Annotated in this window: 13 protein-coding genes and 2 pseudogenes; all 15 read right to left on the reverse strand. The window is 56.3% G+C overall.

All coding sequences use genetic code 11. The features are described from left to right. Window positions 1-68: 68 nt before the first annotated feature. Window positions 69-848 carry an IclR family transcriptional regulator gene (locus SB756_RS21210; protein WP_410911747.1) on the reverse strand — a complete coding sequence of 260 codons (780 nt, stop codon included), beginning with the start codon at window positions 846-848 and terminating at the stop codon, window positions 69-71. A gap of 68 nt (window positions 849-916) precedes the next feature. Continuing rightward, window positions 917-2,371 (reverse strand): amidase, encoded by a 1,455-nt coding sequence (locus SB756_RS21215; RefSeq protein ID WP_410911749.1) that lies wholly within the window; start codon window positions 2,369-2,371, stop codon window positions 917-919. Beyond that, window positions 2,368-3,678, reverse strand: a complete 1,311-nt coding sequence (locus tag SB756_RS21220; protein ID WP_368978367.1) for a citrate-proton symporter — start codon at window positions 3,676-3,678, stop codon at window positions 2,368-2,370. The genes SB756_RS21215 and SB756_RS21220 overlap by 4 nt, the downstream gene beginning before the upstream one ends. An 83-nt stretch (window positions 3,679-3,761) precedes the next feature. Then, window positions 3,762-4,937: a M20 aminoacylase family protein gene (locus SB756_RS21225; protein ID WP_410911751.1), complete on the reverse strand. Its 1,176-nt coding sequence runs from the start codon at window positions 4,935-4,937 to the stop codon at window positions 3,762-3,764. 180 nt (window positions 4,938-5,117) lie between these two features. After that, entirely contained in the window at window positions 5,118-5,915 is a 798-nt protein-coding gene (locus SB756_RS21230; RefSeq protein ID WP_410911753.1) for an RHS repeat-associated core domain-containing protein, read from the reverse strand. Between the two features lie 489 nt (window positions 5,916-6,404). Then, window positions 6,405-6,815 carry an immunity 22 family protein gene (locus SB756_RS21235; RefSeq protein WP_341798799.1) on the reverse strand — a complete coding sequence of 137 codons (411 nt, stop codon included), beginning with the start codon at window positions 6,813-6,815 and terminating at the stop codon, window positions 6,405-6,407. A 224-nt stretch (window positions 6,816-7,039) separates the two neighbouring features. After that, the gene (locus SB756_RS21240; RefSeq protein ID WP_341798798.1) at window positions 7,040-7,360 is read right to left on the reverse strand and encodes a contractile injection system protein, VgrG/Pvc8 family; all 321 of its coding nucleotides are present in this window, start codon (window positions 7,358-7,360) and stop codon (window positions 7,040-7,042) included. Window positions 7,361-7,385: 25 nt separating this feature from the next. Beyond that, window positions 7,386-8,081: a hypothetical protein gene (locus tag SB756_RS21245; protein WP_410911755.1), complete on the reverse strand. Its 696-nt coding sequence runs from the start codon at window positions 8,079-8,081 to the stop codon at window positions 7,386-7,388. Continuing rightward, a complete protein-coding gene (locus SB756_RS21250) occupies window positions 8,082-8,339 on the reverse strand; it encodes a hypothetical protein (RefSeq protein WP_341798796.1) in 258 nt (85 codons plus the stop codon). 74 nt (window positions 8,340-8,413) lie between these two features. Further along, a pseudogene (locus SB756_RS21255) lies at window positions 8,414-8,617 on the reverse strand (RHS repeat protein); the annotation flags it as partial. 97 nt (window positions 8,618-8,714) lie between these two features. Next, window positions 8,715-8,864, reverse strand: a complete 150-nt coding sequence (locus SB756_RS21260; RefSeq protein ID WP_341798795.1) for a hypothetical protein — start codon at window positions 8,862-8,864, stop codon at window positions 8,715-8,717. Between the two features lie 277 nt (window positions 8,865-9,141). Beyond that, window positions 9,142-9,489: a hypothetical protein gene (locus SB756_RS21265; protein WP_410911757.1), complete on the reverse strand. Its 348-nt coding sequence runs from the start codon at window positions 9,487-9,489 to the stop codon at window positions 9,142-9,144. A 12-nt stretch (window positions 9,490-9,501) separates the two neighbouring features. Next, window positions 9,502-10,996: pseudogene (locus tag SB756_RS21270) on the reverse strand (RHS repeat domain-containing protein); the annotation flags it as partial. 287 nt (window positions 10,997-11,283) lie between these two features. Beyond that, on the reverse strand, window positions 11,284-11,763 hold the full coding sequence (locus SB756_RS21275; RefSeq protein ID WP_410911759.1) for a hypothetical protein: 480 nt from the start codon (window positions 11,761-11,763) through the stop codon (window positions 11,284-11,286). A 148-nt stretch (window positions 11,764-11,911) separates the two neighbouring features. Further along, a partial coding sequence (locus SB756_RS21280; RefSeq protein ID WP_410911761.1) for an RHS repeat domain-containing protein occupies window positions 11,912-12,631 on the reverse strand: 720 nt, incomplete at its 5' end.

The following is a 12,631-nucleotide window of genomic DNA, read 5'->3' on the forward strand; positions in this document are numbered from 1 at the left end:
CTCGCTCTCCTACATGAGCACGCGATACCTGTAGGAGCAGCCTTGTGCTGCGAAAAGGCCGGCGCAGGTCAGCACTCGACCGCCAAGGCCCGCTGCACATCGTCTACCGTGGTCGCCAGGCTGCTCAGGTGCAAATTCATTACTCGCTCCACCGGCGCCTGATCCAGCGGCCAGTGCAAGGCAATGCTCCCGGCCAGGCGCCCTTCGGCATGTACCGGCAGCGCAATGGCGCGGATCAGGAATGGCAAGCGCACCGGGTACTCCCAGTACCCTTCGGTTCGCTGGCCAAAGCCCTTGTGCGCGTCTTCTTCGATGTTGCGCAGCACCGTGTCATCGCGCAGCCGCTCATGGGCCGCCAGGCGTTGCACTTCATCCACCGCCAGTTCACCCAGGCAGGCCCGCCCCATCGCCGAGTGAAACAGGCTGGCATGGTGCCCGACGATCTGGCAGGTATGCGGGTACCGCTTGCGCAATACCTGAGGGATGGCGCTTTCCATCACCTCCAGCCGCTCGCCGTCGAAACACGACAGGTCCACCACCAGCCCGGTGCGCTCGCTCAGGTCCAGCAGCATTGGTGCAGCACTTTCCACCAGGCGCCGCTTGAAGCGCATCTGCCGGTCACCGAACAGCCGCCGCGCGCACAGGCGATAACGCCGGTCGCTGAGGCCACGGTAGACCCAGCCCTGCTCCTGCAAGGTGGCCAGCATGCGCGAGGCCGTGGCCTTGGGCAGGCCGGTAAGGTAATGCAGTTCTTCCAGGCCCAGCGCCTGGTGCTCGCCCAGCAGGTCGACAATGGCCAGTGCGCGCTCCACCGAACGCACGCCGCCACTGTCTGCCGTAATGCCCATGGGTATGACCTCCCTGTAGCTGGATGGTCAGCATAGCCAGCAAGAACCGCGCCTGCCCAGTGCTTTCATCAGGCCTGCAGGCACGGTGGCGGGCGCCGCTCAACCCACCGGGTCAGCTGTTCATGGGCGTATGCCAGTTGCAACACCGCATGATCGGCCTGGGCCGGGCCTATGATTTGCAGGCCCATGGGCAAACCGTCGCTGTTGAAGCCGACCGGCACGCTGATGCTCGGCAAGCCGGCCAGGGTCGGCCCGATCACCACCTCCATCCAGCGATGGTAGGTGTCCATCGCCCGGCCCCCGACGGCCGTCGGCCACGCCAGTTTTGCATCGAAAGGGAACACCTGGGCAGACGGCAACAGCAGGTAGTCGTAACGTTCAAACAGGTTGGCCAAGGCGCGGTACCATTCGCTGCGGTCCAGCGAGGCCTGGTACAGCGAAGCTGCGCTCAGTTGCAAGGCGCCCTCTACCTCCCACTGTGCTTCGGGCTTGAGCAAGGCGCGCCTGGCTGGGTCGGCATAGGCCGCGCCAAGGTTGCCGTGCACCAGGAAGTGGCGGTGGGTGAGCCAGCATTGCCACAAACGCGCCGGATCGAATGCCGGTTGGCAAGCCTCGACCCGGCAGCCCAGTTCGGCGAAATCGGCCAACGCTGCTTCACACAGGCCCAACACCCCGTCATCCATCGGCAGGTAGCCGTTGTAGTCACCCAGCCAGCCAACCCGCACACCCCGAAAATCGCGCTGCAGCCCTGCGGCGAAATCGCGGCGGCCCTCGCTCAGCGATAGCGGCGCCCGCGCGTCAACGCCTGCCTGGGTCGACAACAGCCGCGCCACATCCACCACGCTGCGCCCCATCGGCCCTTCGGTAGCCAGCTGCTGCACGAACAGTTCGGGCGCAGGACCATGTGGCACACGGCCCTGCGACGGGCGCAGGCCGAACACATTGTTGAACGCCGCCGGGTTGCGCAGCGAGCCCATCATGTCGCTGCCGTCAGCCACCGGCAGCAGGCGCATGGCCAGCGCCGCTGCCGCCCCGCCACTGCTGCCGCCGGCTACCCGATGCGGGTCGTAGGCATTGGTGGTGGTACCGAACAGGGTGTTATAGGTTTGCGAGCCGAGGCCGAACTCCGGCACGTTGCTTTTGCCAACGATCAGCGCCCCGCTCGCCCGCACCCGCGCCACGCTGATGGCGTCATGCTCGGGTACCTGTTCGGCGAACAACGGCGAGCCCAGGGTGGTGCGCAACCCGGCAGTGGCAGCCAGGTCCTTGATCGCCTGTGGCATGCCGTGCATCCAGCCGCGGGAATGGCCCCGCTTCAGCTCACGGTCACGCTCATCGGCTGCGGCCAGCACCGCCTCGGCCGGGCGCAGCGACACCAGTGCGTTGACCTGCGGGTTGCAGCGTTCGATATGCGCCAGGTAGGCCTGCATCACTTCCCGGCACGATACCTGCCGGGCATGGATGGCCTGGGACAAAGCTTGGGCATCGAGGGCAACGATGGGGTCGATGGCTAACGGCTTCACGGTTTTACTCCAAGGTTGAATGCGGCAGGCTTACCCGCCCGGGGTGCTTCTTTCAGGCAATAGGTACCCAGCAGCGTCAGCAGGCAGGCGAACAGCACGTAGAACGACGGTGCCACCGGGGTAGCGAGCACCTTGGTAAGCCAGGTGACGATCAACGGGGCAAAGCCGCCGAACACCATCACCGCTACGTTATAGGCCACCGAGACGCCGGTGGAGCGCACCTCGACCGGGAACTGCTCGGCCAGGGCGGTCGGGGCCGGGCCAAAGAAACCGCCGATGGCCGTGCACAGCAGTAGTTGCATCACCAGCAGGCGCTCCAGCGAAGGCGCAGCGGCCACCCACACATACAGTGGGTAGACCATCACGAAAAAGGCCAGGGTGAAAGCCATCAGCACCGGGCGCCGCCCCACCCGGTCAGACAACGCCCCTGCCAGAGGAATGACCACGGTCATCAGCCCCACGGCCAGCATCTGCACCAGCAGCACCTGGTCCAGCGGCAGCCCGAGGCTCTTGTGGGCGAAGGTCGGCATGTTCACCAGCACCACGTAGAACGACACCGTCGCGCCACAGGCCAGCCCCATCGACACCAGCAGGCTGCGCCGATGTTCACGCAATACCTGCCACAGGGTGGGCGACTGGCCCTTGGCCTGGCGGCGCGCCTCGACGAACTCCTCGGGCTCTTCCATGTGCTTGCGTATCCACAACCCGACCGGGCCGATCAGCAGGCCCAGCACAAACGGGATGCGCCAGCCCCAGCTGTCCAGTGCCTCAGGCGAGCACAGGTGGGTAACCAGTGCCACCATCGCCGCCCCGGAAAAAACCGCCAGGCACTGCCCTACCAATTGCCACGAGCCATACAGGCCCTTGCGGTGTGCAGGCGCGCTCTCCACCAGAAACGCCGTAGCGCTGGCGTACTCGCCACCGGTGGCAAACCCTTGCAGCATGCGCGCCACCACGATCAGCAGCGGCGCGGCCATGCCGATGGCCAGGTAGTCGGGGGCAAAGGCGATCATGGCGATCGACACGGTCATCAGGCGGATGATCATCTGCATCGCCGCCTTGCGGCCCTTGCGATCGGAGTACATGCCCAGCAACACGCCACCCACCGGGCGCATGAAAAACCCTACCCCAAAAGTGGCCAGGGCCATCAGCAGCGAAGCGTACTCGTCGTCGGACGGGAAAAACTGCCGGGCGATGATGCTGGCCAGAAAGCCGTACACGATAAAGTCGTACCACTCCAGGGCGTTGCCGATAACGGCGGCGACCACCTGCCGGGTACGCGACACGCCGGTGCTCGAAGTCTGCATAGGGAACACTCCACACAAGGATTGGGTGATCGCCCAGGCGCGGTCGCGCCCGGGTTCCAGCGGCAGTCGTCAAAAAGGAAAGGTCAGGCGGGCGCGAGCCAGCGCTCTGCCAGCGCGCCCCAGTAGGCGGCACCGGTCAGCAGGATGTCGTCGTTGAAGTCGTAGGCCGGGTTATGCACCATCGGCCGCGATACACCATTGCCGATGAACAGGTAGGCGCCCGGGCAGCGCTGCAGCATCCAGGCGAAGTCCTCGCTGCCCATCAGCTTGCGGGTGTTGCCATCCACCGCCTCGGCACCCAGCAACTCCACCCCCACCTGCGTGGCGAAGGCGTTTTCTGCGGCATGGTTGACCAGCACCGGGTAGGCCGGGCGGTGCTCGATGCTGGCACGGCAACCAAAGCTTTCGGCCTGGCTGACGATGATCGCGCGCACCCGCTCCAGGGTCTGCGCCCGCACCTCGGCGTTCAATGCGCGCAGGCTAAGCCGTAGCAGCGCCTGTTGCGGAATCACGTTGGCCGCTTCGCCGGCCTGCAACGCGCCGACGGTGACCACCGCAGCCTCCTGCGCATCGATGTTGCGCGCCACCACGGTTTGCAGCGCCATCACCACACTGGCCGCTGCCACCAGCGGGTCTACGGTCAGGTGCGGCATCGAGCCATGGCCGCCCATCCCGTCGAGGGTCACCGTGAGCAGGTCTTGCGAGGCCATCATCGGCCCCTCGCGAAAACCAAGATGCCCGGCCGGCAGCCCGGGCATGTTGTGCATGCCGAACAGCGCATCGCAGGGGAAGCGTTCCAGCAGGCCGTCGGCCAGCATCGCCTCGGCACCGCCCTGGCCCTCCTCGGCCGGCTGGAAGATCAGCGTCAGCGTGCCGTCGAACTGCCGGGTTGCCGCCAGGTAGCGCGCAGCACCCAGCAGCATGGTGGTGTGCCCGTCATGGCCGCAGGCGTGCATGCAACCTTGGTGCTGGCTGCTGTAGGCCGCGCCCGTTGCTTCGTGGATGGGCAGCGCGTCCATGTCGGCGCGCAGGCCCAGGCGGCGTGGGCTACTGCCATTGCGCAGCACGCCGACCACACCGGTCTTGCCGATGCCGGTGTGTACTTCATAGCCCCACGCCTCGAGCAGCCGGGCGACAAGCGCCGAGGTGCGGCTCTCTTCAAAACCCAGTTCCGGGTGGGCGTGGATATCGTGACGGATTGCGTGCAGGTCGCTGGCCACGTCGTTAAGCCAGGCCAGGATGTGCTGATGTCGGGACATGTAACGTCTCCTCGCGCGGGTGGTTTCCCGTTCTTGTTGTTCGCCTTGAGGTCACGACGGGTAAGGCAGGTCGTGCTTGGCTCACAGATAAGCGCGAGGAGAGATGAAGCACAATCGAATCTGGTTTCACACCGTGGAACCGAAAGCATCGAGGCGACCTGGCACCGTTTGCCAGACTGTTCATCCCCTGCCGGCAGGCAGGCGAACCAATAATACTTTTTCTGGCAACGGCTCGAGGATGGCCGACTCCTGGCCGCGTATTCGGTTCCACCCCGTAGCTTCCTTGATGGACTCAATTGCCAACTTACCGAAGGGCAGTCTATTCAACCTGGCTTGAAGATAGGTCGACCTCATGTCGGTCAACAGCTGCCTGATTTTACCCACACCCGCAAAGGACGCAGCCCCTATCCCGGCCCCAGCGACCAGTTCAGCCCCTATTGACTCAAAGGACGCTGAAAGAGCGAGCGCTGCCCCGGGTGCCTTGATCACGGTACCGGCCAACCCACCAATAAATATCATCGCATTGTTGGTTCGGCTCGCGTCATCAAACTCCTTCGGTATTGGCCGCCCTTCAGCCTTGGCAATCGAACGTTTGACTATTGCTTTGGATGCCTTGTTCAGCGACGAGAGCATCCCCACCGTTCCCCTTACGAGTCCGGTGGCCTGCCCGACTGCACGTGTGGGCGAATGGCCATCGCGGTCGACATGGTTGATGGGATCACCCGTGCAATAGGCGTATGCATTGAGGCCTCCCCGACCAAACGGGCTGAATGCATCGGGGCTGAGAAAGCGCATTTGCACGGTGCGATAGCCACGTTTGCCATTACCCAGCAGATAACAGTGCGGCGCTTGCGCAACAGCCTCGCCGGCAAAGGCCAACAGAGGCCTGCCCCGAACCGCGTGGTAACCATAGGGCGTGTATGCCCGCAGCAGGGCATCATTGCCTGTGTGTACTGGGGCTTGTTGGTGAGTTTGCATGGCTTCAATTTCCTGTTAGTGGTGATCGGCCATTCACACTAACCCCATCAACATGCCACAAATAACTCTCAGACATGATGGCCGGAAACATTACCCACGGACGATCGATACTTCCCTATGTATTCGGCTGTTGGATGACGATTTCCATCAAGTTCCGCGCTTTTGCACAAGCCTAATAGATCAATCCAGGCCAACGTATCGAAGGTTAGCAGGATGTAATGGCCACTCTCGGGGCAGACCAGGTACAACTGCTCGTGCGCGTATTAGATGCGACCGACAACATGCACCACAAGAAAAATATTGGCTCTACTTATGTCGCGACAGAGCAACTAGCCCATGAGCTAGTAAAGATCAAACCCTTAGCATCCTAACACCTAAACAGGAGTTTTAAATCATAAACTATACATAACCGCGCATCAAAAATCAGATCCGGACACTAAAATTCTGACACATAACCAATCCAGGCTCCTCAGGTCTACGCCGAGCTTATCATTCACCCTCATATAAACCAGCATATTTCAAGCCATTATAATTTGACTTTAAAGATTTGGAAACAACCGTACCACCATCGGAGTACCAAAAAATTGCATTAGCCTTAGAGATACCAAGCCTCAAGCACTCTGCCTTTAAATCCTCAATATAACGGGCGTCAACCGCAGACTCAATCAAGATTTCATCTAAACTCACCTCCTCCGCTTTTCTTGGTATAATTCCTATGAAGTCCTCGTCATACCATCTCACACCAATATCTCTGCAAAACCCACAAACCTTGTATGCGGGATCATCCAAATCCACAGAATAGTCCAACTCAAAATACTTTAGATAGTCATCCTCCGAAGAGAAATTTGTACCTACCCAAACATGAATTTTTTCATACCGCTCAACATCATAATAATCCATTTAGCATACTCCTGGCTTCATGTATTTGCTGCAATATGAATCGATCGCGCTAAGCGCTCTAGCTTTGCTTTGATTGCTATGCAAATCTTTAATTAAACTATAATGGAACAGCCTTCTAGCTCTACTACCATGGTACGGACCGTCCGGCACAGGATTATTCCACCACATGTACTTGGACTTGTAGGTCGCATCGATGATGGTGAGCGGCAGGCCGTCATCGCTGTTCAGGCTAGCACGGCTGCATAGCGCACATAGCCGCCGTCGCTGCCTTGGGTGCTAAACCGCTGAACATAGCCGTTAATGTGGCGGAAAGAGCCGTTGGATAACTCGATTTCTACCGTGGCCTGGCTGCCAATCAGTGACTTGAGCTTTATATCGCTCTGTTGGCTGAGCAAGGCCAGATCGCATTCATAGAGTTTGGAAAGCTCTTCAGTGCCGGAAAAGTGCTCAAGCAAAAACTCATCGTTGGCTGTTTGTGTCAGGATATTCAGCTTGAACAATCGCCTGTTTTGCGGCGCGAGCATGGAAAGAACGTCAGTTAGCATAATTTACTCCCTGTAACGGTGAACATCAGCGCGCCCGTACGGCGAAAAGCCTGCCCAACCACGAGGCAGCACGCATGCTCTGAATAGTTTCTATATCCATGAATGTGTATTGACGGTTTTCCTTCGCTTCGCGCACTTTCAGGTCTCTGAGTGCACTGATCTTGTCACGATTGTAAAACACCATGAACACGGACATTAGCGCAAAGAAGTAGATCAACCCGGTGGCCGGCACGTCATGGCTTTTCATCAGCGGATAGATCACGCTGCTCAAGCCCGCCGCCAAACCCGCCTGCCACCACTGAACTTTCTGAGGCGGCTCGATGGATTCCACGCGCTGCCCTTTAAAATGGAGAATATCACTTTTACGGCGCCAGTAATAAGCCATTGCATAGGCCAACAACACCAGCACGACGGGCGCGAGCCCTAACATCAAAGAAGTCGCCGCTCCCAACTTCATTTTTTTGTAGGTAACACCCAGTGTCAGCAGCGATGCGAACATTGGTGCAACTGACATATTGAAGAACATGCGCAAATTCGCGAAACTTACAAAGTGCTCACTGCGGTAAGCACAGTTGATGCACCACAGCGTCATAACGATAATGATCAGGATCGCCGGCACCGCCATGAATGGCGGCGCCACTCCGGTCATCATCAGGGCCAATATCACTACCAGCAGCCACACCGACCAGATTTTTTTAAAAAAACGTTCTGTGGTAAACATTTAATCCTTCCCCTTCAAGAAATTACCCAGGGTAGTGCCCATCCCCGAAAAATCGTCACTCATGACAAACTGAACTGCCAAACCCGCACCCAAAGACAAGGCAATCACGACGACAGCCGGCCCTGTCAGCCCGCCGACCAATACACCGACACCAAAGGCCAATGCATTGGTCGGCTGGGTGTAAGCTGACTTCTGGAAGAACTCCGAGATGCATTTTGCCTCCGTCGCATCTAGGTAAGCCTGGGGGCCGAACGCCAATGCGCCGCCTAATTTGGCCCCGTAAGTACTTTGCCTACGCCACGGCTGCTGTACCCGGCCGAGTCAATATGGGCACCGTTGATCTCAGCCTGCTTGGCCACCCGCCGCCCAAGGCCGTCGTACCGGTACTCGCCTCGGCTTTCCAGCTTGCCATCGACCACCGTCTCCGCCCGCACCAGCCGGTTCTCGCAGTCATAGCTAAAGCTCTGCAGCTTGCTGTGCTCCGAGCGCTTCTCGATCAGGTTGCCCCACGGATCGTAGCGGTACTCCTGATCCCTACAAGCTCTCCAAGCCTTATATAGAACGTCCAACAAGGAGTCTCTTTCGGCTGTTTCAATTGGCAGTGCCAACGCATTGATATCAAGCATACACCTCCTAAACAGCGGAAGTACCAAGGTGCACGCGAGTGCCGCCGGTGGCGCTGATGTCGGTCAGCGTGCCGTCGGGCGTGCGGGTGAAGTGCAGGAAGTGGCCGAGGGCGTTTTCGATGCGTTGTAGCGGCACTTCGGTGTTGGTGTCCGGCACTTCTCTAGATTGTCGAGGGTTTGCAGGAGGTAATGAGCCACCTTGGATACAGGCCCGCACAATCACCTATACACGTTTAGCGAACGTGACTTTTAACAATGACAAAAATAATTATATTAACTAAGGCAGCTTCATTCCAGTCGCTCGACAGTATCGGCTAACGGAAAAATAGTTGAAGCTGGCACCCCAACTACTTTCAATAGCTTTTTAATATTTATTCTTCAACAATGTCACATAAAAACAAAAACCGAAGCCAGACTAAAAACGCCTCAAAAAATCAATCGTAAATACCATCTTGCTGAGATTTTTCGATAAATATATCCTGCAGGTCACCCTGAATATCTGCACCATCTAATTGTACAACAAAATCGCCCTCAAGATCATCCGGAAAATGGACACCATCCAACGTCCCAAGCACTACAGAAGCGCTGTCTGCGATAACAATTTTAAAAAAGTTAATGATATCATGTTTTTGAGTATCATCTAGCGATGCTAGAGCATTACGCGCACGAGCATATGAGTCCTTATCTCCGTTGACGGGTTTAGTAAGAGAATTTTTATATTGAGGGAAGTTTTTCTCAAACAATTCGGAATAAATAGCATCAACAAATTTATTATCACCCATAAATCTCTCCCTTTACTTCCGCATTTCTGGATACATAGATTTATTCAGAGCGATTAGCTCCTGTAGCTTTTCATTCGGCACTTCGGGGTAAACACGCCTAAGTTCTCTAATGTCGCGCGCAACCACATCACGAGCGCTAGTAAAAGGGAGTCCTGTCCTGGGATTTATACTACTTCTAGACACAATTCCTACACCTTCTTTAGAAACTGTATGTCCTACTCGGGGTACCAGCATAGCAGGCCCTGTAGCATGATCGTAGCCCTCAACAAGTCTTTCATCAAATTTTTCTGCCCAACATTATGTGAGTCTAGGCCTAGATTCTTCCCTTTAACTGCATTTTTGTTTGCCTGATGGGTACTAACATCCCACTTATCACACGCTAGCCCTAATGAGTCTATCCAGGACTGAGTGTTTTTCGCATACTGATAAAGATTATCACCACCAAACAAACCAACAGGATCTTGTGTTACAAATCTCCCCAATTCCGGATCATAATAACGAAAAGTGTTGTAATGCAGCGCAGTCTCGCGGTCGAAGTACTGCCCCTGGAATCTTAGATTTTGCTCTATTCCATTGACCGTTAGCTGCTCTATCCCCCCCCAAGAACGATACGTCGCCTGCCAAACGATCTGCCCGTCACTGTCCGTCAGCTCCAACGGCGTCCCAATCTGATCCGTATGGAAGTAATAAAGCTTCTGCCCTTCCCCTTCCACCTGATCAACCCGCGCCAACGGCGCATAGCTTCCCGGCTCGTACAGGTACAGAATGTTTTGCCCAGGCGTCTCCTCACGCAGCATCCTCAGCCCCTGCCAGAGGAAGCGCTTCTGTTCGAGTTCGCCGTTGATTTCCGCCGGCTTGGCCACCCGCCGCCCAAGGCTGTCGTACCGATACTCACCTTGGCTTTCGAGCTTGCCGTTAACCAACGTCTCGGCCCGCACCAGCCGGTTCTCGCAGTCATAACTAAAGCTCTGCAGCTTGCTGTGCCCAGAGCGTTTCTCGATCAGGTTGCCCCACGGGTCTTAGCGGTATTCTTGGTCCCGCCACTGTTTGATCCGGTTGTCCTTGACCTTGGCAAACTGCTGCGCGTTGAGATCCAAGCGGTTAGCTGCCGCGTCGTAGCGGAATTCTTCGCTACCGACAAGCGAGCCGGTATCTCGGCTGCGCAATTGGCCATTGGCTTCGTATTCGTACTTGATCTCGCCACGCAGCTTGTCGAGGGTGCGCACCAGTTCACCGGCCGGGTCGTACTGGTAACGCCGATTAATCGGGTTGTAGGCGTGCTCGACCAGCAGCGACGTATTCACACCGGTGTTGTGCACTTGCGAGAGCTTGTCGGCCGGCAAGGTCGACGCAAACTGCCATGCCTTGCGCCCCATGGCGTGATAACCGAAGCAACTGGTGAGCTTGCCCTGCGTGCGGTACACCTCGCGTCGCGGTGCAGGTCATCGCGCTCCATGTCGCTGATCACCTGACCGTCCAGGTTCAGCTGGTGCAGGTGTCCGCTGCCGTCGGCTAGCACTGAATGCTCAGCAGCCAGCTGGTATCGTCGTAAGCGAAGTCCTGCCGGGCATTGCTAAATAGAAACCCGCCTCTAGCTCATAATATTGACTAGCCAAATAATTCGTTTTCAGCCGTGTAGGACTACGTCGAACGAATCATCAAAAATTAGCAACACAAATACAACCACAACAGCAAACCACTACATCATACCTTCTTAAGTACATTAAAAACTTTGCCCACCCCATTACCAGCAACCTAAAGCAACTATTATAAATACCTGCCACAAAAACCAATCTAGATAACAATTAATTTATTCTTTGAGTATCCAACGGGCCACCTACCGGAAAAATATAATTCAACTATCCTCAACCAGGCACTTTCTTCCCCATAATAGCACTCAGAGACATACTGTCGAAACGCAAAACAAGCCGCATTTCTAGCAGCCAAACTAAAATCATGCGCACCCGACAAAAATTTATCTTTGGGAACCTTCTTTACCGACTGCATTACAGCCTTACTTACTCTAAGCCTAAGATCAACCAGATCCTTAGGAGGCTTCGGAAATGACTTGAACGGATCATCTTGGGTGGGAGTGGTCGGTAACCACTCAAGATCTTCATAAGCACCGAGAAACTCAGACTCAACCGGCTCAATAAAAACCCTAAATACGCTCTCTACATATATAATATTTTCAACTTTATCAGGCACATCCTCCATCTTAGAAAAAAAGTTTGCACGGCCAATTTCATCAGTTAGCTTTTCGAAATCCAGCATTTTAAATTCTCATATCTGTTATAGTACCCGGCGGCAAGGCCTTCCTGCTCTGTTGGATTGTGGTTCTCAATACACCGCCTGCAGCATGAGGCCCAGATATTCCAGGCAGGGAGTGATTAGGAAGCTTACCTCTCGTAGGCATTAAATTTCACCATTTATTCGCCCCACCACTCTCTAGCGGAATAATATGATGCGGCGTAGCCCCTTCTGGCCACACTCGTCCCGTATGAGCCTCCCACTGCCTCATCAAGTAATCTTGATCTCTCACAAATTCTTTTCGCGCCACTTGATTTTGGAAGACACTACGGCGTTGCACCACTGGTAGGTTACCTTTCAAAATGGCAGCTTGCTGCGCTGTAATATTCCCTCCAGGAGCTGCAATCTGGTTCGCCTCGGCAATAACCTTATCATTCAGCTTGCCACAAGTTAGCCCTAGCGGATCAACCCACCCATTTGGTTCCGGCGCATATTGATAAAGGTTACTACCGCCTTCCAGCCCAATTGGATCCTGAGTAATGAACCTCCCAATTTCAGGGTCATAATAACGAAAAGTATTATAATTAAGATTGGACTCACTATCAAAATACTGCCCTTGAAACCGTAGACTTTGCTCAAGTTCATTAACAGCCAGCTGCTCTACAGCCCCCCAAGAACGGTAAGTAGCCTGCCAAACAATCTCACCCTCGCTATCGGTCAGCTCCAACGGCGTACCAATCTGGTCAGTATGGAAGTAATAAAGCTTCTGCCCTTCCCCTTCCACCTGATCGACCCGCGCCAACGGCGCATAGCTTCCCGGCTCGTACAGGTACAGGATGCTCTGCGCAGGTGTCTCCTCCCGCAGCATCCTCAGCCCCTGCCAGAGGAAGCG

The sequence above is a fragment of the Pseudomonas sp. SIMBA_068 genome, assembly GCF_046534705.1.
In the GTDB taxonomy this organism is placed as follows: Bacteria; Pseudomonadota; Gammaproteobacteria; order Pseudomonadales; family Pseudomonadaceae; genus Aquipseudomonas; species Aquipseudomonas putida.

What these genes read in the sequence shown, in the direction of transcription:
- SB756_RS21230 (WP_410911753.1), bottom strand. Translation starts at nt 5,915, where the DNA reads ATGCAAACTCACCAACAAGCCCCAGTACACACAGGCAATGATGCCCTG.
- SB756_RS21275 (WP_410911759.1), bottom strand. Translation starts at nt 11,763, where the DNA reads ATGCTGGATTTCGAAAAGCTAACTGATGAAATTGGCCGTGCAAACTTT.
- SB756_RS21225 (WP_410911751.1), bottom strand. Translation starts at nt 4,937, where the DNA reads ATGTCCCGACATCAGCACATCCTGGCCTGGCTTAACGACGTGGCCAGC.
- SB756_RS21245 (WP_410911755.1), bottom strand. Translation starts at nt 8,081, where the DNA reads ATGTTTACCACAGAACGTTTTTTTAAAAAAATCTGGTCGGTGTGGCTG.
- SB756_RS21235 (WP_341798799.1), bottom strand. Translation starts at nt 6,815, where the DNA reads ATGGATTATTATGATGTTGAGCGGTATGAAAAAATTCATGTTTGGGTA.
- SB756_RS21210 (WP_410911747.1), bottom strand. Translation starts at nt 848, where the DNA reads ATGGGCATTACGGCAGACAGTGGCGGCGTGCGTTCGGTGGAGCGCGCA.
- SB756_RS21220 (WP_368978367.1), bottom strand. Translation starts at nt 3,678, where the DNA reads ATGCAGACTTCGAGCACCGGCGTGTCGCGTACCCGGCAGGTGGTCGCC.
- SB756_RS21265 (WP_410911757.1), bottom strand. Translation starts at nt 9,489, where the DNA reads ATGGGTGATAATAAATTTGTTGATGCTATTTATTCCGAATTGTTTGAG.
- SB756_RS21240 (WP_341798798.1), bottom strand. Translation starts at nt 7,360, where the DNA reads ATGCTAACTGACGTTCTTTCCATGCTCGCGCCGCAAAACAGGCGATTG.